The 22,507-nt window shown below is 63.8% G+C and carries 21 protein-coding genes and 1 pseudogene; 13 read left to right on the top strand and 9 right to left on the bottom strand.

Annotation, left to right across the window (positions count from 1 at the left end; all coding sequences use genetic code 11):
• Positions 1-166: 166 nt before the first annotated feature.
• From QA640_RS32040 to QA640_RS32030, 3 genes are all read right to left on the bottom strand, one after another.
• Positions 167-1,120, bottom strand: a complete 954-nt coding sequence (locus tag QA640_RS32040) for an MBL fold metallo-hydrolase (RefSeq protein ID WP_283036828.1) — start codon at positions 1,118-1,120, stop codon at positions 167-169.
• A gap of 100 nt (positions 1,121-1,220) precedes the next feature.
• The gene (locus QA640_RS32035) at positions 1,221-2,426 is read right to left on the bottom strand and encodes an NAD(P)/FAD-dependent oxidoreductase (protein WP_283036827.1); all 1,206 of its coding nucleotides are present in this window, start codon (positions 2,424-2,426) and stop codon (positions 1,221-1,223) included.
• A gap of 534 nt (positions 2,427-2,960) precedes the next feature.
• On the bottom strand, positions 2,961-3,857 hold the full coding sequence (locus tag QA640_RS32030; RefSeq protein WP_283042948.1) for an AraC family transcriptional regulator: 897 nt from the start codon (positions 3,855-3,857) through the stop codon (positions 2,961-2,963).
• A gap of 425 nt (positions 3,858-4,282) precedes the next feature.
• On the opposite strand from QA640_RS32030, the gene QA640_RS32025 reads away from it, so the two are divergent.
• The gene (locus tag QA640_RS32025; RefSeq protein WP_283036826.1) at positions 4,283-5,212 is read left to right on the top strand and encodes an AraC family transcriptional regulator; all 930 of its coding nucleotides are present in this window, start codon (positions 4,283-4,285) and stop codon (positions 5,210-5,212) included.
• A gap of 5 nt (positions 5,213-5,217) precedes the next feature.
• Here the strand turns inward: QA640_RS32025 and QA640_RS32020 are convergent, their stop codons facing one another.
• The 3 genes from QA640_RS32020 to QA640_RS32010 form a co-directional block, all read right to left on the bottom strand.
• Positions 5,218-6,144, bottom strand: a complete 927-nt coding sequence (locus QA640_RS32020) for a catalase (protein ID WP_283036825.1) — start codon at positions 6,142-6,144, stop codon at positions 5,218-5,220.
• Positions 6,145-6,727: 583 nt separating this feature from the next.
• Complete coding sequence (locus tag QA640_RS32015) at positions 6,728-7,024, bottom strand: hypothetical protein (RefSeq protein WP_283036824.1); 297 nt, start codon at positions 7,022-7,024, stop codon at positions 6,728-6,730.
• A gap of 162 nt (positions 7,025-7,186) precedes the next feature.
• On the bottom strand, positions 7,187-7,498 hold the full coding sequence (locus QA640_RS32010; protein WP_283036823.1) for a hypothetical protein: 312 nt from the start codon (positions 7,496-7,498) through the stop codon (positions 7,187-7,189).
• A 513-nt stretch (positions 7,499-8,011) separates the two neighbouring features.
• On the opposite strand from QA640_RS32010, the gene QA640_RS32005 reads away from it, so the two are divergent.
• The gene (locus tag QA640_RS32005; protein WP_283036822.1) at positions 8,012-8,209 is read left to right on the top strand and encodes a hypothetical protein; all 198 of its coding nucleotides are present in this window, start codon (positions 8,012-8,014) and stop codon (positions 8,207-8,209) included.
• Positions 8,210-8,373: 164 nt separating this feature from the next.
• Positions 8,374-8,790 (top strand): DUF4118 domain-containing protein, encoded by a 417-nt coding sequence (locus QA640_RS32000; protein WP_283036821.1) that lies wholly within the window; start codon positions 8,374-8,376, stop codon positions 8,788-8,790.
• 83 nt (positions 8,791-8,873) lie between these two features.
• Here the strand turns inward: QA640_RS32000 and QA640_RS31995 are convergent, their stop codons facing one another.
• Entirely contained in the window at positions 8,874-9,845 is a 972-nt protein-coding gene (locus tag QA640_RS31995; RefSeq protein ID WP_283036820.1) for a LysR family transcriptional regulator, read from the bottom strand.
• A gap of 119 nt (positions 9,846-9,964) precedes the next feature.
• Here QA640_RS31995 and QA640_RS31990 point away from each other — a divergent pair, with 119 nt between their 5' ends.
• The 9 genes and pseudogenes from QA640_RS31990 to QA640_RS31950 all read left to right on the top strand — a co-directional run bounded on the left by QA640_RS31990 (position 9,965) and on the right by QA640_RS31950 (position 19,398).
• The gene (locus tag QA640_RS31990; protein ID WP_283036819.1) at positions 9,965-10,999 is read left to right on the top strand and encodes a class 1 fructose-bisphosphatase; all 1,035 of its coding nucleotides are present in this window, start codon (positions 9,965-9,967) and stop codon (positions 10,997-10,999) included.
• Positions 11,000-11,011: 12 nt separating this feature from the next.
• Complete coding sequence (locus QA640_RS31985; protein ID WP_283036818.1) at positions 11,012-11,887, top strand: phosphoribulokinase; 876 nt, start codon at positions 11,012-11,014, stop codon at positions 11,885-11,887.
• A 31-nt stretch (positions 11,888-11,918) separates the two neighbouring features.
• Positions 11,919-13,943 (top strand): transketolase, encoded by a 2,025-nt coding sequence (gene tkt, locus QA640_RS31980; RefSeq protein WP_283036817.1) that lies wholly within the window; start codon positions 11,919-11,921, stop codon positions 13,941-13,943.
• 11 nt (positions 13,944-13,954) lie between these two features.
• Positions 13,955-15,035 (top strand): annotated as a pseudogene (gene fba, locus QA640_RS31975) (class II fructose-bisphosphate aldolase).
• 50 nt (positions 15,036-15,085) lie between these two features.
• Positions 15,086-16,546 carry a form I ribulose bisphosphate carboxylase large subunit gene (locus QA640_RS31970; RefSeq protein WP_283036816.1) on the top strand — a complete coding sequence of 487 codons (1,461 nt, stop codon included), beginning with the start codon at positions 15,086-15,088 and terminating at the stop codon, positions 16,544-16,546.
• 11 nt (positions 16,547-16,557) lie between these two features.
• Complete coding sequence (locus QA640_RS31965; RefSeq protein ID WP_283036815.1) at positions 16,558-16,965, top strand: ribulose bisphosphate carboxylase small subunit; 408 nt, start codon at positions 16,558-16,560, stop codon at positions 16,963-16,965.
• Positions 16,966-17,065: 100 nt separating this feature from the next.
• Entirely contained in the window at positions 17,066-17,998 is a 933-nt protein-coding gene (cbbX, locus tag QA640_RS31960) for a CbbX protein (RefSeq protein WP_283036814.1), read from the top strand.
• Complete coding sequence (rpe, locus tag QA640_RS31955; protein WP_283036813.1) at positions 17,995-18,699, top strand: ribulose-phosphate 3-epimerase; 705 nt, start codon at positions 17,995-17,997, stop codon at positions 18,697-18,699. Before cbbX ends, rpe begins: the two co-directional genes overlap by 4 nt.
• 492 nt (positions 18,700-19,191) lie before the next feature.
• Positions 19,192-19,398 carry a hypothetical protein gene (locus tag QA640_RS31950; RefSeq protein ID WP_283036812.1) on the top strand — a complete coding sequence of 69 codons (207 nt, stop codon included), beginning with the start codon at positions 19,192-19,194 and terminating at the stop codon, positions 19,396-19,398.
• Between the two features lie 16 nt (positions 19,399-19,414).
• On the opposite strand, the gene QA640_RS31945 is transcribed toward QA640_RS31950, so the two are convergent.
• Positions 19,415-20,251, bottom strand: a complete 837-nt coding sequence (locus QA640_RS31945) for a universal stress protein (RefSeq protein ID WP_283036811.1) — start codon at positions 20,249-20,251, stop codon at positions 19,415-19,417.
• 200 nt (positions 20,252-20,451) lie between these two features.
• Between QA640_RS31945 and QA640_RS31940 the strand changes: the two genes are divergently transcribed.
• Positions 20,452-22,020, top strand: coding sequence for a Do family serine endopeptidase (locus QA640_RS31940; protein ID WP_283036810.1), 1,569 nt, complete (start codon positions 20,452-20,454; stop codon positions 22,018-22,020).
• Positions 22,021-22,087: 67 nt separating this feature from the next.
• On the opposite strand, the gene QA640_RS31935 is transcribed toward QA640_RS31940, so the two are convergent.
• Positions 22,088-22,366 carry a hypothetical protein gene (locus tag QA640_RS31935; RefSeq protein ID WP_084801502.1) on the bottom strand — a complete coding sequence of 93 codons (279 nt, stop codon included), beginning with the start codon at positions 22,364-22,366 and terminating at the stop codon, positions 22,088-22,090.
• Between the last annotated feature and the right edge of the window lie 141 nt (positions 22,367-22,507).

The raw sequence follows: 22,507 nt of genomic DNA, 5'->3' as shown, positions 1-22,507 counted from the left end.
ATAGCTCTGCTGATGCTGTGATGTGAGCAGGTCGCGCGCCTTGCGGGCGCGGCCAAAGCTGTTGATTTATTGGAGGATCGGTGACACGCTTCCGAGCGGTGCCGGAGGCGAGAACTCGTTTTGCGCTATGAGCTCGCGCCTCGTTCGGTGCTAAGCCAAGAAGCGCTCAGTAGTCCCACCAGGCCGGGACCCAACGAAAGAGCTCGCCGGCGGCCGCGACACGTCCTATGGACGGGAACGGCATATGCGTGCCCACCAGCCACGAACCGGTCGCCACCAGCTCCCGCAAAAGTTCGAGCCGGACACGGGTCGCCTCCGCAGGGTCGTGCTCAAAGCCGTTGTGCCATTCGGGGTGGTCGAACGAGACCGGAAATATGGCGTCGCCAGCGAACATCAGCCGGTCGTCGCCGGAGGCCAGGCGAACCACGCTGTGCCCGGGGGTGTGGCCGCCGGTGCGACGGACGGCGACTCCGGGCGCAATCTTGGACTCTTCTTCGAAGAGCTGTAGCTGGCCGTGATATTCGTCCAGGAATTGCTTGGACGCCCGCCGAGCCAAGTCTGCGAGCACCGGCGGCATGGCAGTGCGGGAGAAGTCGGGGGAAGCCCAGAACTTGACCTCGGCGGCGGCCACGTGGATCCGCAGGTCCGGGCGCAGCCGCTTCTTCACGCCGTCGACGAGCAGTCCGCCAACGTGATCGAAGTGCATGTGGGTCAGCACCACGTCGGTCACGGAGCCAAGATCGATGCCAGCGGCCTCGAGGCGCTGGCCCCACTGTCCCGCCCGCGGAAAGTCCGGGTACTCCTCTCCCAGCCCAGCGTCGATGAGTATGGTTTGGCCGCCGCTACGCAGCACCACCTCGTTCAGTGCCCAATCGAACGCCTCCCGCGACAAGAACATGTTGTCCAGCCAGGCCGCCCGGACGGCCGGATCGGCATTGGTAGCCATGGACTCGGATGGCGGCGTTAGCACCCCATCGCTGATCACGAGCACCTCGATTTCGCCGATTCGCAGTGCATAGCGCGATGGAACCAGCTCGTCGGTCGCGGTTCTGCCGTGACGGGGGGTATTGTCGAGGTTCTTGATAGGCTTCTGCTTGATGCTGCGGATCGTCTGGTTCATCTTCAAGACTCCATTGCTTGACGTTGAGGTTCGGTCTTGATGTTGAATTCTGGATGGGCCGCGCTTCGCGTCGAGGCGCGGCCCGTGTTGCGTCGGGCGCCTACAGTTTGGTGACTTGCTCCGGATCGGCCGAGGCGAGTGCGGCGGTGCGCTCGGGCTTGGGCGGATAGATCCAGACGCCGTTGATCTCCTGCTTGGTTTTCTTGGCGACATCGCCGACCATTTCCACCGTGCGCTCCCAGCCCCGCGTGAACAGTGCGCCGGCTTCGCCAAGGTCGAGGCAGGTGACGTAGGCCTTCTGGTGATAGGGTCTCGTCGGGACGCCAAGCAGTTCTGCCGCGGCGTTGTTGCCGGCGAAGGCGCCCATCCGCGTGGCGTGCTGGCACGACATCAGCGCATAGTTGCCCTCGTCGTCGCAGGCGGCGCGAGCGGCATCGCCGGTGGCGAATACGTCGGGCACACCGGGCACGCGCAAACAGGGATCGACCAGCAGCCGGCCGAAGTTGTCGCGCTCGGCGGGGATCTGCTGCGTCAATGGGGCGGCGCGAATGCCGGCGGCCCAGATGACCGTCTCCGCCTCGATGTGATCGCCGTTTGAAAGCGTGACGCCGGATTTGTCCAGCGCGGCGACTCCGACGCCCACGCGGGTTTCCACGCCGACCTTTCGCAGGGCTTCCTCGATGACGGGGCGGGGGCCTTCGCCCATGTCGGGGGCGATCGACGGATTGCGTTCGACGATGATGACGCGCGGCTTTGCACCGTTGCCCAGGATCGCGCGCAGTCGCGTGGGCATTTCGGTTGCAGCCTCGATTCCGGTGAAGCCGCCGCCGGCAACGACGACTGTGTCGCGACCGTTCACCGCAGGCCGCTTCGGCAAGCTATGCAGATGTTTGTCGAGGGCAACCGCATCATCGAGCGAGTCGACGCTGAAACCATGTTCGGCGAGTCCGGGAATGTTGGGGCGGAACAGCCGGCTTCCGGTGGCCACGACCAGGCGATCGTAGGAAAGGGTCTTTCGCGTGCCTTTGTTGGTCGCGATCTGCACCATGCGAGACTTGGTGTCCACCGTCTCGGCACTGCCCTGCACGTGCACGACGTCGATGGCGTTGAGGACGTCGAGCAGGGGCGCGGTCATGGTTTCGGGTTTCGGTTCGTAGAGCCGCGGGCGAACCACCAGCGTCGGCTCGGGCGCAACCAGCGCGATCTCGAGCTCTTCGGGCGAAACGCCCTTGATATCGCGCAGGCGTGCTGCGGAAAGGGCGGCGTACATGCCGGCAAAGCCGGCGCCGATGATGACTAATCGCATGTGTTGGCTCCTGTGGTTGGACTTCCAATAGTCCGCGCGCTGCCGCTCGCTGCTTGTGCAGCGCTCGACGACCACGCGAAGAGGTGAAATGAGAGGTCTCGGTCCTTACGGACGGAGGCAGTCCGTTATCGATGACACCGGCATGAGGGTCTTACATGCCGGCGCGGCAGTCCGACGAACCGAGCGGCCAGCCGGAGCGAAGTGCGATCGGCTGTGCCGCCTTAGCCAAGCCCTCAAAGGGCAGCGGCGGAGCGGTCCTGATCATGATGGACGTGACCGGCTTGATCATTTGCAGCGACGGCGTGGGCACTTCGTCGTCCCCTCCCGCGGCTGACGTGAAGCGGACAGCCAACGAAAGTCCATACAACGTTGCCGTGGTAAGGCCTCTGCGCTGTGATGTGATTGGCAGCCGGCTGACGAAGTTCCTCCAGGTCATCTTTAGTCTCCGTCTGTTGGTTCGGACATGATGATGGTCTAACCGATCAGTCCTGCCGCTGCCCCAGAGGGATTGCCGTCACTGTAGAGCGATTGCTGCTAACGCATGCGCCTCCGGCAGTCGCGCGGTGTCTCGCCGGTCATTTTCCTGAACGCCGCAGCGAAGGCGGTCTGCGAGGAATAGCCAAGAGCGGCTGCGATCGAAACGATGGACTCATCGGTGTCGCGCAGCATGTTCATCGCCTGCTCGATCCGGTGCTGCCGCAGCCAGGCATGCGGCGACAACCCTGTGCTTTCCTTGAAGGCGCGGCAGAAGTGGAAGCGCGACAGACCGGCGTCCGAAGCCAGGGCTGCGAGCGAGACGTCCGCTTCGGCATCCGAGCGTAGGCGCTCGACCGCGCGGCGGAGCGCCGTCGGAGACAGCCCACCCAAGGTCGGCTGAAAGCGCGCCGGCGTACCGGCGTGCGCAGCCAACACCCGTGTGGCGAGAAGGTCGGTCATTTGTTGCCTGAACAGGGCATCAAGGGCCGCGCTACCATCCATTGCTTCCACTGCGCTCGTGAGCAATCGAGAAGTAATGAGGTCGGGGTGCGCGGTTCGCTCCAGGAGGTCACCGACCCCGGCCATCTCGGCTTCGCCTGCGACACGCTCGAGCGTTCTATGCGGTAGATAGAGCTGAACGACATCGACGGCTCCAGGAATGTCCCATCGGGCGCTCGAGCCGGCTGGAATGATCGTCACAACCCCACTGCGCGCCGTTCCGATCGCGACCGATCTTCCGCTGCGGCGCTCCAGCCGCTGTGTGCCGGTCGGATACGTCATGACGACGTGATCGGTCATTGGCTCGACGACATCGTGCAGAGCGCCGTGCTTCCAATGGGCAATCGCGCCACCGAATGGTTCCGACGCAATGCGTATCGGCGCGGTTCTTAGCACGCGCGCCATTTCGGCATCGGCGGCACGCCGTTCGCCGCTCGGCAAAATGCGATTGTGCATCTCGGGAGTGTCTGGGTGATTTTCGTGAAGATCGCGCTTGGTCGGCGTGCAGCTCATGGACCTGTCCTCGCCGTTGAGTGGCATTTCGTTTGAGCGTTGGGCGCGCCTTCTACTGCTCTGCAGGTCTTCGGTCTTTCCCAAAACGGGGGTGCTTTGCCTGATTTTGCTCCAAGCCGCTGTCACGCGTCTGCGACCTAGATCCCGCTCAATAGATGCGCACTGCCGCCCTTTGCTGACAAATGAGGCAATTGACGACTCGGGTGTTGAGTAGCGGGGCTGTGAAGGGACAACCGCGATGGATTGTCACAAAATTGCCGTGACCAAAGGACTCTAGACGGTCGTTCGCTCACGGCGGATAATGAGCTGATGTTCTGCGGACCTAGGGACAAACCGGCTCCGCGCAAGTTCACGGATGAGATCGACGCATGGCACAGGCGGGCGCCTACGGCGCGAAGCTCGGGCAGCCTTTGAACCTGAAGGACGCGCCCTCGCTGATTACGCGTACCCTGCGTAGTGCCGAACTCGCGGTTGTCGAGACGCGGGATGACAATCCCGTGCCGGGCCTCTGCGGCGCCTTGCCTTCTGACGATGCTTATCTCGTCAGTCTTAAGTTTCGCGATTACCCGAACTGCGAATGCTGGGAGCGCGGCAGGTGCGTCATCAAGGCGGATATCCGCAGCGGCGCGACATATCTGTACGATTTGAAACGCGATCCGCGCTACGTCATCGACAAGCCGTTCCACTCCTTGTTCTTCTATCTGCCGCGCTCGGCGCTCGAGGACATCGCCAAGCAGAGCGGCGCGCCGCGCATTGGCGAACTCGCCTATCAGCCCGGGATCGGCCATGACGACGCGATTGTCCGCCATCTCGGCGCGTCGCTGCACCATGCACTGCATCGGCCAAATGAAGCCAACCAGCTTTTCGTCGACCACATGATGCTCGCGCTGTCAGCGCATGTCGCGCAGGTCTATGGCGGGCTGCGGCGCAACACCGATCTCGCGCGCGGCGGACTTGCGTCGTGGCAGATGAAGCGTGCCTGCGAACGGCTGGAGTCCGACCTCGGTGGAAGCCTTTCACTCCAACAGATCGCCGCTGAGTTCGACCTTTCCGTCAGCCATTTTTCCCGGGCGTTTCGTATGTCCACCGGCTTGCCGCCGCACCAGTGGCTGCTGCACCAACGTATCAAGGCGGCCAAGCAGTTGCTGAGCGTTCGCGACCTGCCGCTGGCCGAGATCGCGATCTCGGCGGGGTTTGCCAATCAAAGCCACTTTACGCGGGTGTTCTCTTCGCTGGTCGGCGTCAGTCCGGGCGCGTGGCGCCGCGAGAAGCATGGCGGCTCGGAAACCGAAACATAGTCGGCTTACCCTCGCATCCTCTGCGATATGGCGTAGGCGGCGCGGCGCGCGGCAAAGATCTCGTCCAGGGGATGACCGATGCCTTCGGCGAGAGTTGCCGGATTGAAGTTCGCCTCATCGCACGTCTCGTTGGCTTCGACTCCCGTGATGACAATCGTGCCTAGCCGCACCGCTTCGCGCTCGTCTTCGTCCGGCCATCGGACGGTCACGTCCATGACGGGATCGCCGCTCCGGTCGAGCAGCGCCATCACGCTGAACCTGACGTCGCGTGCCGCGATCCGCTGATCGAGATCGTCGCTCAGGAAGTCGGCAGACTTTCCCCTGGCTTCGTCCTCGGTCAGCGTAACCTCTCCGCCGACCGGCTCGACCTTGAATTTGATGAAACGCGTCTCGCCCCTTGAGTTCGTCGCGGGAAAGGCGTGCACGCCCCAATAGGTCGTCCCTGCAAAGCTTCCCGGCAAAGGCCGCGCGGCGAGATAATTCGCCTGAAACAGCGTTTCGGGATTGGCGGCGGCGAAAGCCTTGACTCTTGCTGCATCGATCTTGCCGTCCGGCCCGGGAATGCGCGCCTTCAGGAAGTCCAACATCTGGTCGAGCGTTCTCGCAAAATGCACAGGCGCGTTTTGGGTAAAGATTTCCGAGCGCTGGCCGTCGCTGCCGAGCCGGAAGGCGAAACCGCGCAGGATAAGCTTGTCCGTGTCTGCGACCTTCGGATGGGCGCCGCCTACAGAGAAGCGCGCCAGCACGCGGGATGGCTTGATGAAGCTCCGGGATTTCGTGATCTCGCTAGCCTGATTCGATGGGGCATAGGTGCCGCGAACGCATCGGCCCTTGGCAAAGCTCGCGCGGGCCTTTGGCGGCGCGCCGGCTACCGCTCGCAGGGCTTCGATGATTGGCGCGGCGGTGGCGGCGCTGCTCGGGAACTCGGGCATTCCTGGTCTTCGGCCTGATCTTGGGTCTCGTTGTGGGCGCTGCGCGGGTCCGGTGTCTTCCCTGAATCGGCCGTGTCTTGTCCGATCCTGCTCGAGGCCTGGGATCGACAGCCGATCGAAGCCGCGAGCGATGGCGATCATCTAGTCTAGCGGACCAGCCGCGCCGCCGCGCCAGAGCGATTGACGTAATTCCAGAGCTATTGCTGCCAATCCGGGAATTCCCGATCGCTCGCCCGCTCGCGCGAAACCAACAATCATGATTCGAAGTCTGACGGCCGTTCTTCACGGCCGGGGCCGCGGGCTCCGCGCTCGGCGGCTTTGCCTTTGCGCATGGCGGCTGGATGCTCGCATCCTGGATCGGCTTTGCGCTGCCGGCCGCGGCGTTGATCTACGAAGTTAAACTACGGTGCACTCAATGACGGAACCGCCTTTGAGAGCCAAGGGCGTCGAGGGCTCATGAGTTGAGGACACGATTGACGGGAGTGATGTCCGTCGTTTCCGTTACCTGCCGGAACCTCGCACCTGGGGTATGGCGCGGTCGATATCGACCGCGTCATAGCCGTTGTGTAAAGCGGGCAGGGTATCAGTAATCATCCGGCACGTAGGCCGGCGCGCCCCAGCCAGGCTCGCTATATCCATAGCCGCCATAACCGCGGCCCCAGTAGCTGTTGGTGTGGTGCCAGCCGCCCAGACGGCACTGGCCGACGCCAGCCGCCAACTGGCCGCCACTCATCGCCGGGCCTGCCGCGCCAACGGCGTTTTCACTCGATGGGGTACACCAGCCCGGTCCGCGTCCCGCGGCAAGAGACGGGCTCGAGGTTGCGAGCGGCAAAATCGTGGCCATCAGAGCGGCCGCGCCGAGAAGTTTCAAACGCGTCATTGTTGTCTCCATTGCTTGGATTGACAGAGGGCCAATCCCTGCCGCCGCCAGCCGTTCCGCTGGAACGCTCGCGATTTCGCGAGCTGCAAAGATTTCATTGGGTTTCACGGAACAGCGTGGATCTGCACAGTCTTCACGTGAGCACATCTTGGCGAGCGCGCATCATCTGCGCGCGACCAGCACGCCCAGAAGAAACGCCACCAGCAGCGACGGCAGCGGCGCCTCGCGCACCATACCGCGCACGATGTCCGGCCAATGCTGGTCGGGATCGGTCTCGCCTGTCGGCCAGATTCCCCATTCCGATGCCAGCACGCCGATCTCGCGCGGCGTGAGCTTTGAGGCGTCGCGGACGCGGTAGATGGCGGCTTCCGAACGGTCCCGCGCGGGCAGCGCCATCAGCGTGCTGAGCGCGGTGCGCAGCGTCATCTCGCCGTAGCCTTGCAAGCGAACCGACTCTTCCGGGTCGGATGTCATGTGTCTTCTCCCTCACGCGGCGAAGTGACGGGCGAGGGTGAACACCGCCGTCGCGCAGAGAACCAGCGTGGAAACCGCGCCGGCGATGCCGCGCGCGAGGCGGGCGCGTGTCAGGTGCCTTGCCATGTGCCTCTCCTCTTCTTTCGAGGGAAATCGTGGCGCGGCCGGTTGGTTCCTCGGGCGGCGAGGCAATCGTGGTGCGGGGATGATGGCATATTGCCAGTGATTTGCCCGACGTGTCAAACGATTTCGTAAAATCCGTAAGGCGTCATGCCGTCAAGCGTCGACTCCTTTGCATGGGGTTGTTTTTCAAATTTTGGCGTGCCGCGACCGACGCCAGGGCATCGATGGATGCCGCGAGGATCTTCGTGCTGCTTCAGGTCTGCATCGTTGATGGCACGGCACGGGCAAGGATTCGGAAACTATCCGCCGTCTCTCCGTCCGCCGCTAACGAATCGAAAAAGATTCTGACGCACCTTTGGCCCCGCGAACGGGAATTGGGGAGTTTTTGATATGGACGGGCAAGCCATCCTGGAGAACGTGCGGCGCTATCGGGCGATCGCGTCATTGCACCGCCAGACGGCCGCGTTCCGGCCGCGTCAGAGCTGGTCTCTGCTGGAGCAGGCGAGCGAGTGGGAATCCCGCGCACTTGCGGAGCTCGAGGCTTACTTCGCTGGCGGCGATCGTCGCGTACAATTGAGGGTAGCGTAAACGGCGCGCGTGGTCTTGTTCCGACCGCGATCACGCCGGCGGTGGCATTTACCAGGGCCTCGTACGGGCCATTTCCGGAGGTGCACATCTATCGCGGGCCCTGAACAGGTGTGCTAGCCTGGTTGGAACCTCGGCCGCGTTCGCGGTGCAAAAGGGGATTTCCAATGAGCCGCACGGGAACGTTCTCCGGACCTAAGCTACGACCGTGGTCCTGGCAGGCCTTCGCGTTCGCCTTCATTATGGTAATGGTTTCGGCCGGCCTTCAGGGCGCCTGTGCTCTATTGGGCGCCCAGCTCTATTTCGCCGCGTTCCTGCCGGCCGTTTTCATCGTGGGGATCGTTGCGGGAGCGCCTGCGGCGGTGTTCGCCATACTGTTCACTGTTCCGCTGGTGTGGTGGGCCTTCATGCCGCCCTTCTTCGAATTCAGCCCGCTGACCCGTGCCGACGCGCATGACATCAATCTGTTCTTCCTGTTCAGCGTGCTGTTGATCGGCCTTGCCGATCTCTGTCGTCAGGCCATAACGATCATCAATGGCGGTGGCCTCAAGGCGACCGACAAGACGGTCGCGCCGAATTCATGATAGTACGCGCGGTGCCCGTTCCGCGTCGCGGACACGCGATGCGGCCAATGCGGAGCTCCAGCGGCAATTGAAAGCGGCGTCGGTTAGCGTCCGCGCAATTCCGGCACATCAGGCAGGTAGTTCGAACCCTCCGAACCCAGGAAATCGAACATCGCCTGCGCCGGCGGCAGCAGCACCTTGTCGCTGCGGCGGATCACATACCATTGCCGGACGATTGGCAGGCCCGCGACGTCCAAAATGACGAGGCGGCCTTCGGCGAGTTCATGCGCCACCGTATGTGCGGAGATGAAGGCGATGCCGAGGCCTGCGATCACCGCCTGCTTGATGGTCTCGTTGCTGCTCATTTCCATGCCGATGATCGGCTCGAGATCCGACTTCTGGAACAGGCCTTCCATCAGCGTCCGCGTGCCGGATCCCGGCTCGCGGGTGAGGAAGGTCTCGTGGACGAGGTCGGTCAAGTTGAGGCCGGAATCCTTCTCCAGCCAATGACCCTTCCGCGCGACGATGACGTGCGGGTTGCGCCCCAGCTGACGCACGTCGACCGTGACGTCGGCCGGTGGCCGACCCATCACCGCGAAATCGAGATCGTAGCCATGCATGGCCTCGCGGATTTCCTCGCGATTGCCGATAGTCAGCTTGATCTCGATCTTCGGATAGCGCTGCGAGAACGCCGCGATGGCGTGCGGCACGAAGTATTTTGCGGTCGAGACCGCGCCGAGATGTACCGTGCCGCCGGTTCGCCCCGCCAGAAGATCGAGCGCACCCTGGCAATCCGCGATCGCGGCTTCGACACGATCGGCGAGCGCCAGCACCTCCTGGCCCGCTTCCGTCAGTAACATGCCGTCGCCGGTCCGCTGCACCAGCGGCAGCCCCGCCAGATCCTGCAATTGCCGGAGTTGCTGGGTGACCGCCGGCTGTGTCAGCCCGAGATGCGTCGAGGCCGCCGTCACGCTGCCCTTGGCCGACAGCGCGGCGAGCGACCGGAGCTGCCGGATCGTCAGATGCCGGAGCTGGCTTGCCGGATGGCCATTATAAGAAAATTCTTTGGCGCTCATTATGAATAGAAATTTTCCTTATTGGCTTGGCCCTGTCAAATTCTTCGTGTTGGGACCAGCCGCTCCATTCCTCGATCCGGGAACGAGGACCGCGGCGGCCGCGAGGGGATGGACCCAAGATGACCGGACAACTCAGGCTGGACGACTATCTTCAACGGTATTTTGAAACCGCGCCCGAGGCGCTGGCCGTGGCGGCCGCGGTCGATGCCATTGCCGCCGCGGCGATCGAGATCGCCGACCTCACCGGCACCGGTCAGCTGTCCGATGCCTCGGGTTTGACTACCGGCTGCAACAGCGACGGCGATTTGCAGCGCGACCTCGACCTGCGGGCCGATGCCATCCTGCGCCGCTGCCTCGCCAAAGCGCCGATCGCCGCGCTTGCCTCGGAGGAGATGCGCGAGCCACAGATCGTCGATCGCGCGGCAAAAATCTGCGTCGCGATCGATCCGCTCGACGGCTCCTCCAACATCGACATCAACATGACCGTCGGCACGATCTTCTCGATCCTGCCGGCACCCGATGATCTCAGCCTCGCCTTCCACCAGCGCGGCTCGGCGCAGCTTGCGGCGGGGTTCGTCACCTACGGTCCGCAGACCTCGCTGGTGCTGACGCTCGGGGCTGGGGTCGACGTCTTCACGCTCGATCGCGCTCGCTCTTTCCACCTGGCGCGGCGCGGCGTGCAGATCCCCGAGACGGCCGACGAGTTCGCGATCAACGCCTCGAACCGCCGGCACTGGGATGCGCCGGTGCGCGCCTTCGTCGACGAATGCCTCGCCGGCGTCGACGGTCCGGCGAACCGCAATTTCAACATGCGCTGGGTCGCCTCACTCGTCGCAGAAGCCTATCGCATCCTGACTCGTGGCGGCGTGTTCCTCTATCCATCCGATGCGCGTCCCGGTTACGGCGACGGCCGCCTCCGCCTGACCTACGAGGCGCATCCGATGGCCTTCGTCATGGAGCAGGCCGGTGGCGCGGCCTCGACCGGGCGCGAGCGCATCCTCGATCTCGCCGCTCACAATCTGCACCAGCGCGTGCCGCTGATCATGGGCTCGCACCACGAGGTGCAGCGCGTCGAGGAGTTGCATTGCGATCCGCTGTTGGTCGCGAGCGTGTCCGCGCCGCTGTTCGCGCGGCGCGGCTTCTTCCGGCTGTGAGGAGGATAGCGCATGTCCAGGAAGCATCCGATCATCTCGATCACCGGCTCGTCCGGTGCCGGCACGACCTCGGTCAAGAAGACCTTTGAGCAGATCTTCTTCCGCGAGCGCGTCAATGCCGTCTACATCGAGGGCGACGCGTTTCACCGGTACGACCGGGCCGAGATGCGCACGCAGATGGCGAAGGAGGCCGAGCGCGGCAACAAGCACTTCAGTCATTTCAGCCCCGAGACCAATCTGTTCGAGGAGCTGGAGCGGGCGTTCCGCGACTATGGCGAGACGGGCACCGCGGTCACGCGCCACTACATCCACGACACCGAAGAATCCGCGTTGCATGGCGCACCTCCCGGCACCTTCACCGAATGGGAGCCGCTGCCGGAGAATTCGGACTTGTTGTTCTATGAGGGCCTGCACGGCGCCGTGGTCACCGACAAGGTCAATGTCGCGCGCTATGCCGACTTAAAGATCGGCGTCGTGCCCGTCATCAATCTCGAATGGATCCAGAAGCTGCACCGTGACCGGAGCGCGCGCGGCTATTCGACCGAGGCCGTCACCGACACCATTTTGCGGCGGATGCCGGACTACATCCACTACATCTGCCCGCAATTCACCGAGACCGACATCAACTTCCAGCGCGTGCCGACGGTCGACACGTCCAATCCCTTCATCGCGCGCTGGATCCCGACGCCGGACGAATCGATGGTCGTGATCCGCTTCAAGAACCCGCGCGGCATCGACTTTCCCTATCTGCTCTCGATGCTGCCGCACAGCTTCATGTCGCGCGCGAACTCGATCGTCTGTCCGGGCGCCAAGCTCGATCTCGCGATGCAGCTCATCCTGACGCCTTTGATCATGCAGCTCATCGAGCGCAAGCGAAGCCTGAAGTGATGCACGACAGCGACAACAACGGGAGGGTCCGATGAACATCTCGGTTCATGCCGAAGCCGACCTCAATGCAGTCAGCCATGCCGACCTCGCCAACGCCGTCCGCTTTCTCGCGGTCGATGCCGTCGAGAAATCGCAATCCGGCCATCCCGGCCTGCCCTTGGGCATGGCCGATGTCGCGACCGTTCTGTTCTCGCGATTCCTCAAATTCGACGCCGCGCATCCGAACTGGCCGGACCGCGACCGTTTCGTGCTGTCGGCTGGCCACGGCTCGATGCTGCTCTACGCGCTGCTCTATCTCACCGGCGGCGCCGTCAGCCTCGACGACATCAAGGCCTTCCGGCAATGGGGCTCGAAGACGCCGGGGCACCCGGAATACGGCCATACGCCGGGCGTCGAGACCACAACCGGCCCGCTCGGGCAGGGGATCGCCACCGCGGTCGGCATGGCGCTCGCCGAGCGCATGGCCAACGCGCAGCATGGCGATGGCCTCGTCGATCACTTCACCTACGTGATCGCCGGCGACGGCTGCCTGATGGAAGGCATCAGCCAGGAAGCGATCTCGCTCGCCGGTCACCTCCAACTCGACCGTCTCATCGTGCTGTTCGACGACAACGGCATCTCCATCGACGGGCCGACCTCGCTTGCGACCTCGGACGATCAACTCGCGCGTTTCGCCGCCTCCGGCTGGTCGGTCCGCCGCGTCGACGGACACGATCCGGAGGCCGTCGCCCAGGCGATCGCGGAAGAGCGCAAAACCGCAAGGCCGTCGCTGATCGCCTGCCGCACCATCATCGGTTACGGCGCGCCGGACCGTCAGGGCACCGAGAAAGCGCATGGCGCGCCGCTCGGCACCGAGCAGACGGCGGCCGCCCGTCGGACTCTCGGTTGGGACTATCAGCCCTTCGTGGTCCCGATCCCGGTCCTCAATGCGTGGCGCATGATCGGACGGCGCGGGCAGGTCGACCGTCTCGCCTGGCTCGATCGCTATGAGCGCGCAGACCCTGCGCAGCGCGAGCTGCTCATCGAGGGCAAGGTTCCAGCCCTGCCGAATGCCTATGCCCAGGCGTCGGCGAAATTGCGCGAGACCTTTGCCACCGAGCGTCCGAAGCTTGCAACGCGGCAGGCCTCGCAACAGGTGCTCGATGGCATCGCCTCGTCGATCCCGGGGTTGATCGGCGGTTCAGCGGATCTGACCCATTCCAACCTGACGCACGCGAAGACGCAGGTTCCGATCACGCGCGGCAGCTTCACCGGTGACTACATTCACTACGGCATTCGCGAGCACGGTATGGCTGCCGCGATGAACGGCATCGCACTGCATGGCGGCTTCATCCCCTATGGCGGCACGTTCCTCGCATTCTCCGACTATAGCCGGCCGGCGATCCGGCTTGCAGCCCTGATGCAGGTGCGTGTCATCCATGTGATGACCCATGACTCCATCGGGCTTGGCGAGGACGGCCCGACGCACCAGCCGGTCGAGCATCTCGCCGCTCTGCGTGTGATCCCCAATCTCCTGGTGTTCCGCCCCGCGGATGCCGTGGAGACGCTGGAGGCCTGGGACTGCGCGCTGGAAGCGACGACGCGTCCTTCGGTCCTGTGCCTGTCGCGTCAGGCTTTGCCGACCTTCCGCAGCGATGCGCGCGGCACGAACCGCGTCGCGCGCGGTGCCTATCTCGTCGTTACGCCTGAAGAGGGCCGCGATGTGACGCTGATCGCAACCGGATCGGAGGTTTCGATCGCGATCGAGGCCGCGCGCCTGCTCGCGACCGAGCGTATCCGTGCGGCCGTGGTCTCGGCGCCGTGCTTCGCGTTGTTCGAGGAGCAGCAGGAGGAGTACCGCGCTGCCGTGCTGGGCACTGCACCGCGCGTCGGCATCGAAGCTGCCGTCCTTGGAGACTGGCCGCGCTGGATCGGCGCGGACGGCGAATTCGTCGGCATGCGCGGCTTCGGCGCCTCTGCGCCGGCGCCAGTCCTCTACCGCGAATTCAACATCACTTCGCAGAGCGTTGCGGAGGCGGCCAGGCGCTCGGTCGCCCGCGCAGGCAAAGGACAATAGGAGGACGTCCCTTGGCACGCATTACCCTTCGACAACTGCTCGATCACGCAGCTCACCACGGCTACGCGGTCCCGGCGTTCAACATCAACAATATGGAGCAGGGCATCGCGATCATGCAGGCGGCGGCCGAGGTCGATGCGCCCGTGATCATCCAGGCCTCGCGCGGCGCGCGCAGCTATGCAGGCGATCTCATGCTTTCGCACATGATCGACGCACTGGAGCGGACCTATCCGGACATTCCCCTGTGCATGCACCAGGATCACGGCAACGACGAGGCGACGTGCGCATCCGCGATCGCGCACGGCTTTACCTCGGTCATGATGGACGGCTCGCTGAAGGCCGACGCCAAGACGGCGGCCGACTATGACTACAACGTCGCGATCACTCGCCGCGTCGTCGACCTCGCACATTGGGTCGGTGCCTCCGTGGAAGGCGAGCTCGGGGTGCTCGGCTCGCTCGAGCACCGCGGCGGCGAGCAGGAGGATGGTCACGGCGTCGAAGGCACGGTCAGCCACGACCAGTTGCTGACCGATCCCGATCAGGCGGTCGACTTCGTCCGCGCCACGAAGGTCGATGCGCTCGCGATCGCGATGGGCACCTCGCACGGCGCCTACAAGTTCAGCCGCAAGCCGGATGGCGACATCCTGGCGATGCGGGTGGTCGAGGAGATCCATAGTCGGCTGCCGAACACGCATCTTGTCATGCATGGGTCCTCGTCGGTACCGCAGCCGCTCCAGGACATGTTCAACCAGTTCGGCGGCGAGATGCCGCAAACCTGGGGCGTGCCGGTGGAGGAGATCGTCCGCGGCATCAAGAGCGGCGAAGGTCAATATCGATACCGACTGCCGCCTGGCGATGACGGCGGCGTTCCGCAAAGTGGCGTCGCAAGCGCGCTCCGAGTTCGATCCGCGCAAATTCCTGAAGCCCGCGATGGATGCGATGCGCGATCTCTGCCGCGAACGGTTCGAGCAGTTCGGCACCGCGGGCCATGCCAGCACGATCAAGGTCATTCCCATGAGCGAGATGGCGCGGCGGTACCGCGCGGGTGAATTGGACCCGCGCATCGACGCCCGCGAACCCGTCGCGGCCTAATCAATCAGAAAGAGCAGAGAAAAGAGCAGAGAGTACAGCAGGAGAGAGACATGAACGCACATGCAGGCACGGTCCGCGGCAAAGAGCGCTATCGCTCCGGCGTCATGGAATACAAGCGTATGGGCTATTGGGAGCCCGACTATGTGCCGAAGGACACCGACGTCATCGCGCTGTTCCGGGTGACGCCGCAGGACGGCGTCGACCCGATCGAGGCCTCGGCGGCGGTCGCCGGTGAATCCTCGACCGCAACCTGGACGGTGGTGTGGACCGATCGCCTGACCGCGGCGGAGAAATATCGCGCCAAGTGCTATCGCGTCGACCCGGTGCCGGGCACGCCGGGCTCTTACTTCGCCTACATCGCCTACGATCTCGACCTGTTCGAGCCAGGCTCGATCGCGAACCTCTCGGCCTCGATCATCGGCAACGTCTTCGGCTTCAAGCCGCTGAAGGCACTCCGGCTGGAGGACATGCGCTTCCCCGTCGCCTATGTGAAGACGTTCCAGGGGCCGGCCACCGGCATCGTGGTCGAGCGTGAACGCCTCGACAAGTTCGGCCGGCCGCTTCTCGGCGCAACGGTGAAGCCGAAGCTCGGTCTCTCCGGCCGCAACTACGGCCGCGTCGTCTACGAGGCGCTCAAAGGCGGGCTCGACTTCACCAAGGACGACGAGAACATCAACTCGCAGCCGTTCATGCACTGGCGCGACCGTTTTCTCTATTGCATGGAGGCCGTGAACCGCGCGCAGGCCACCTCCGGCGAGGTGAAGGGCACGTACCTCAACGTCACCGCCGCGACGATGGAGGACATGTATGAGCGTGCCGAGTTCGCCAAGCAGCTCGGCTCGGTCATCGTCATGATCGACCTCGTGATCGGCTACACTGCGATCCAATCCATGGCGAAGTGGGCGCGTCGCAACGACATCATCCTGCATCTGCATCGCGCCGGTCATTCGACCTATACGCGGCAGAAGAGCCACGGTGTGTCGTTCCGCGTCATCGCCAAATGGATGCGGCTTGCAGGCGTCGACCACATCCATGCCGGCACCGTGGTCGGCAAGCTCGAAGGCGACCCGAACACCACGCGCGGCTATTACGACGTCTGCCGCGAGGACTTCAATCCGATGAAGCTCGAGCACGGCCTGTTCTTCGACCAGTCCTGGGCGAGCCTGAACAGGATGATGCCGGTGGCTTCCGGCGGCATTCATGCCGGCCAGATGCACCAGCTCCTCGATTTGCTGGGCGAAGACGTCGTGCTGCAATTCGGCGGCGGCACGATTGGGCATCCCATGGGGATCGCGGCGGGTGCGACAGCCAACCGCGTGGCGCTGGAAGCGATGATCCTCGCCCGCAACGAGGGCCGCGACTACGTCCATGAAGGGCCGGAGATCCTGGCCAAGGCGGCACAGACTTGTACGCCGCTGAAGGCCGCGCTGGACGTCTGGAAGGACGTGACCTTCAACTACCAATCCACCGACACGCCGGACTTCGTGCCGACAGCGCTGGAATCCGTTTGAGGAGACATGAGATGAAGTTGACGCAAGGGTGTTTCTCCTACCTGCCTGATCTCACCGACGATCAGATCTACAAGCAGGTGCAGTACTGCCTCACTAACGGCTGGGCGGTGAATATCGAGTTCACCGACGATCCGCATCCCCGCAGCACCTATTGGGAGATGTGGGGCTTGCCGATGTTCGATCTTGCGGACGCCGCCGGCGTAATGATGGAGCTGGCCGAATGCCGCAGGGTGTATGGTAACAGCTACATCCGGATCAGCGGCTTCGATTCCAGCCATGGCTGGGAGTCGGTGCGGATCTCCTTCCTCGTCAACCGGCCTGCGAAGGAAGCCGAGTTCGAACTGGTGCGGCAGGAGGTTGCGGGACGCGCGATCCGCTACACCACCGTCCGCAAGCCGGCTGAGCACGCCTCAGTGTAAAACGCATTCGTTTCCGCGCGGAGCTCTCCCTGCTCCGCTTCCTCGGCGGACAACTGCTTCGTCGCCCGCTCGCGGCGAAGCCTTTTTCTTCGAGATGCCCATGCTTGAGCTGCCCCATGCGAAAACCACCGAGACGAGCGAGACCATTTTCGATCTCCGCAAGCAGGCCGAGGCGGCAGGAATCACCGAGACGCTGCGCGGGCTCGATCAGGAACTGATCGGTCTGAAGCCGGTGAAGAGCCGGGTACGCCAGATCGCCTCGCTCCTGCTAATCGAGCGGATTCGTCAGCGTGCCGGCCTCGTCGCCACGCCGCCGACGCTGCACATGTCCTTCACCGGCAATCCCGGCACCGGCAAGACCACCGTCGCGCTGCGCATGGCAAAGATCCTTCACGGCCTCGGCTTCGTGCGGCGCGGGCAGGTGATCTCGGTGACGCGCGATGATCTCGTCGGGCAATATATCGGCCATACTGCACCGAAGACCAAGGAGATATTGAAGAAGGCAATGGGCGGCGTGCTGTTCATCGACGAAGCTTATTACCTGCATCGTCCGGACAATGAGCGCGACTATGGCCAGGAGGCGATCGAAATCCTGCTCCAGGTGATGGAGAACCAGCGCGAGGACCTCGTGGTCATTCTCGCCGGCTATGGCGAGCGGATGACGAATTTCTTCGCCTCCAATCCAGGCTTCCGCTCGCGCATCGCCCACCACATCGAATTTCCCGACTATTCCGAACAGGAATTGCTCTTTATTGCGGATTTGATGTTGCAAGAGCGAGGATATCGCTTCTCGACTGCCGCGCGCGAGGCTTTCGAAAAGTACATCGCGCTGCGCCGGACACAGCCGTTCTTCTCAAATGCGCGTTCGATCCGCAATGCCGTCGATCGCATCCGCTTGCGCCAGGCCGACCGCCTGGTCGCCGATCTCGACCGTATGCTTGGAATTGCGGACCTCGAGACCATTGATTCCTCGGACGTACTCGCCAGCCGCGTGTTCAGCGGCGGGTCCGGCGAGCCGAGCGCGAAGCCATGACCCCCGAGATCGTCATCGCCCCGTCGATCCTCGCCGCGAACTTTGCAAGGCTCGGTGATGAGATCGCCGCGATCGATGCGGCTGGCGCCGACTGGATTCATTGCGACGTGATGGACGGGCATTTCGTGCCCAACATTAGCTTTGGCGCCGACGTGATCAAGGCGATCAGGCCGTTCACGAGCAAGACGTTCGATGTCCACCTCATGATCGCGCCGGTCGACTCCTATCTCGAGGCCTTCGCGAAAGGCGGTGCAGACATCATCACGGTCCATGCTGAGGCAGGTCCGCATCTCGACCGCTCGTTGCAGGCGATCCGCGCGCTCGGCAAGAAGGCCGGCGTGAGCCTGTGCCCGGCGACGCCGGAAGGCGCGATCGAATTTGTGCTCGATCGCGTCGATCTCGTTCTGGTGATGACGGTCAATCCGGGCTTCGGCGGGCAATCTTTTTTGGGATCGCAGATCGAGAAGATCCGGCGCATCCGCGCGATGATCGGAGACCGACCGATCCGGCTCGAGGTCGATGGCGGCGTCACGCGCGACAACGCGGCTGTGGTGGCCGCCGCGGGCGCGGATGCGCTGGTGGCGGGATCGGCGGTGTTCCGCGGTAACGGCAGCGCCGACTACGCGGACAACATCGCAGCCATTCGTGTTGCGGCGGAAACCTCCCGGGTTCCGAAGTTGCATTATGGTTCGACATCCTGATGCACGGCCGGCGAGGGCGAACTGGCCCCGATGATTCCGCCGTGACTTCGCAAACGCACTGCTGCTGCGATCGAGCGCGGTATCGGGATGCGATGGGCGCCTGGAACGCCGGGTGTTACGGCAGCCCGCCCTGAAATAAAAGAGCCGCCGGTTCAAGTTCCGTGCGGCTCGGCACGTCGCGGGCTGCATGCTTGCTGTCGCAACACTTTTGTACCCCGTTACCTCGTTTGCGGCCATACAAGGGAACTCATAGCCGGAATCTTTTGGCTTGACTGTGGCTTGCCCCACTCACGCCGCAACTTTGTGGCATGATGCGTACTGGCTGATGGCGAAATCTTTCCGAAGTTTGACCCAAGGCAAAGCGATCGGGCTGACGTCCACGTTAACTCTTCAGTGAGTGAGTGGCCCGCGCAGCAAATGTTTCGCACGAGTGCAATGTCCGTGACGCAAACCGGCGAAATAAGCTGGGCGTGAACGTGGAGGGAGATTCTCATGGAGAACGTTCGTCGATACCGTGCTCTGGCGTCCTTGTGCCGTCAGCAAGCGGCATATCGACCCCTGCAGAGCTGGGATCTTCTCGGCCAGGCCGAGCATTTCGAACATCTCGCCGAAGCGGAGCTGAAAGCTCACTTCGACGCCTGCAATACGCAAGCCGCTGACGATGCCGCGCCCGAGTGGCCGCGCACCGCCGCCGCGTAAGCGCGCGGCGCGCGCACTAATGCGACATCAGCGTCGGGACGGTCATCGTTTGCAGCATTGCGCGCGTGACGCCGCCCAGCACGCGCTCCTGTAAGCGCGAATGGCCGTAGCCGCCCATCACCAGGAGATCGAGGCTCTCGTCGGCCGCGAGTGACAGGATGGTCGGCTGAATGTCGGCGCGGCTCGCCGACAGGCTGATGATCCGAGCTTCCAGCCCGAGCCGTGCCAGATGTCTTGCGAGCTGATCCGCCGGGGCCGTGCCGGGCGCCGATGTGGCCTCGTTCACCGTCATGATGACGATGTCTTCGGCCCGCGACAGGAACGGCATCGCGTCGCGCAACGCGCGCGCCGCGACGCGGCTGCCATCCCAGGCGATGCCGATCCGCCGCGTCTTGAAGGTGCCGCGGAAGATATGCGGCAGGAACAGCACCGGCCCGCCCGCCTGGAACAAGATCTCCTGTGGCAGATCGCTGTCGAAGGATCCTTGATCTGCATCGGGCTGCAGCACGACGCTGAGGTCGTGCAGCCGTGCCATCGCGCCGACCATGTCGATCGCATCAGCCAGGATCGCGCCGACCGGCTGGCAGCTATAGGAAATACCGGCATGCCCGGCTTCCATCCCGAATACCGTGAGCGCCGTCTCGGCGCGCTCCATCGCACGTTCGCGCTCCATCTCGAAGACGGCGGCCACCGCCGCGCCGCCTTCCATCACATAAGCCGTGCTGGTTGCGACATAGCCGACCGAGACCGCGTCGAGATGGGCGTTGAAGCCGGCTGCGAGCGACACTGCGCCGTCGATGACCGGGCGCATGGCGCGTTCGGTCGGGATGTGGACGAGAATGTCTTTGATCATGGCGGCGCCTCCGGCGGAGATCATGGCCGTAATTTTTCACCGATCGCGGAGAATGCCTTGACCTGCATCAAACGCCGTCACCCGTGGCGGCACGTCGCAGCCTTCTTTGCCAAGAATTAATCGCGTGGACGGGACGTCGTAATGTTGTGTTGCCAATTTTGGAAGCAAGGCGACTGCTCATTCAACATGGACATTTCGACATGAACGATCACATCAATCCCAATTCGGCAAATCCACATGTCACTAAGCCTCGTGCGATCCTGAAACCCCGGCGCCTCGCGCTGCTCGGCACTGTGGCCGCGCTCGGTATTGCCGCGCTTGCCGTAGCTCCGGGCGGATATTCGCCGTTCAACGGCGCCTCCTTCACCTCGCCCGCGCTCGCTGCCGAGACGACGCCGACTCCGCCCGGCTTTGCCGACCTGGTGGCCAAGGTGAAGCCTGCCGTGATCTCGGTGCGCGTCAAGATCGACCAGGCCGACGACAAGAGCGCGATGTTGCAGCAGAACCGGATGGATTCGGATGAGGATTCGCCGTTCGACCAGCTTCCGAAGGAGTTCGGCTTCCGCCTGCCGAAGGGCATGCAGCAAATGCCCAACGGCATGCCGCAACGCCACCGCGTGATTACCGGCGAAGGCTCGGGCTTCTTCATCTCGGCCGACGGCTATGCTGTGACGAACAATCACGTCGTCGACCACGCCCAATCCGTACAGGTGACGGCGGACGACGGCACGATCTACACTGCCAAGGTCGCCGGCACCGATCCGAAGACCGACCTCGCGCTGATCAAAGTCGACGGCAAGAAGGACTTTCCGTTCGTGAAATTCTCCGAGCAGCGTCCGCGGATCGGCGACTGGGTGGTTGCCGTCGGCAATCCGTTTGGCCTCGGCGGCACGGTGACGGCGGGCATCGTCTCGGCCAACGGCCGCGACATCGGCGCCGGCCCCTATGACGACTACATCCAGATCGACGCCCCCATCAACAAGGGCAATTCCGGCGGTCCCGCCTTCGACATGAACGGCAACGTCATCGGCGTGAACACTGCGATCTTCTCGCCATCCGGCGGCTCAGTCGGCATCGGCTTCGACATCCCGGCCAACACGGCAAAGCTCGTCGTTGCCCAGCTCAAGGACAAGGGCTCGGTCACGCGTGGCTGGCTCGGTGTCCAGGTGCAGCCGGTGACAGCCGATATCGCCGAAAGCCTCGGGCTGAAGGAAGCGCGCGGCGCGATCGTCGACACCCCGCAGGACAACAGCCCGGCGTCCAAGGCAGGCATCGAGGCCGGTGACGTCATCACCGCCGTCAACGGCACCGCGATCAAGGACTCCCGCGATCTCGCCCGTACCATCGGCACGATAGCGCCGGGCAGCGCGGTAAAGCTCGACATCTGGCGCAGGGGCGAGAGCAAGACCGTGAGCGTGAACCTCGGCGAGCTCCCGAACGAGCGTCAGGCGACGGCGAAAGACAAGGCGGACGAAGGTCAGCCGACCGCCGGCACGCCGCGTCTCGGCCTCAGCCTCGCTCCGGCCGGCGACGTGCAGGGCGCTGGCAGGACGGGTGTTGTCGTCACCTCCGTTGATCCGGAAGGCCCAGCGGCAAGCCGCGGCATCCAGACCGGCGACGTCATCCTCAATGTCGGCGGCAAGGCCGTCGCCAGCATCGACGACGTCCGTGCCGAGCTGAAGCAGGCGAAATCCGCTGGCAAGCGTAGCGTGCTGCTGCAGGTGAAGAGTGCCGACGCGACCAAGTTCGTCGCCGTGCCGCTCGCTTAAACAAAGAAAACATCACGCACAAAGAGAGGCGGCCTGACGGCCGCCTCTCTCACGTCAGGCCGACTTGCTAACAACGGTGTCGCAAGCCGTCCGGGCCGATATAGGTCATGCCGGGTTCGCAGTACCCGCCGCGGAACGGTGCGGTCGCAATCGCGCCAGCCGTTCCGATCGCGCCGCCGACCACGCCTGCGGCTACGTCGCCCGGCCAGAAGCCTGAACCCTCATGGTAGTAGACCTGTCCATGGTGCCTTGCGCTCATCGATCGCGCGTGAGGCTCCTGCGCCAGTGCTGGCGCCGCCATGGCGGTGGTGAGGACTGCGGCTGCGGCCAATCGTTTCCAGTTCATGTGCTGTCTCCGTTGTCTTCACACGACTGGTCAACACCTGCCGCCTACAACCGTTTCGGGAACGGAGCGAGTTTCATTCGAAGATTGGCCGCGTTCCACATGGTCGCGGTCAGCGGCGAAATCCGCTGATTGAGGGATAAT

The organism is Bradyrhizobium sp. CB82, assembly GCF_029714405.1.
Taxonomy (GTDB): domain Bacteria; phylum Pseudomonadota; class Alphaproteobacteria; order Rhizobiales; family Xanthobacteraceae; genus Bradyrhizobium.
The sequence above is the reverse complement of the archived record's forward strand: the minus strand, read 5'-3'. Positions and strand labels throughout refer to the sequence as shown.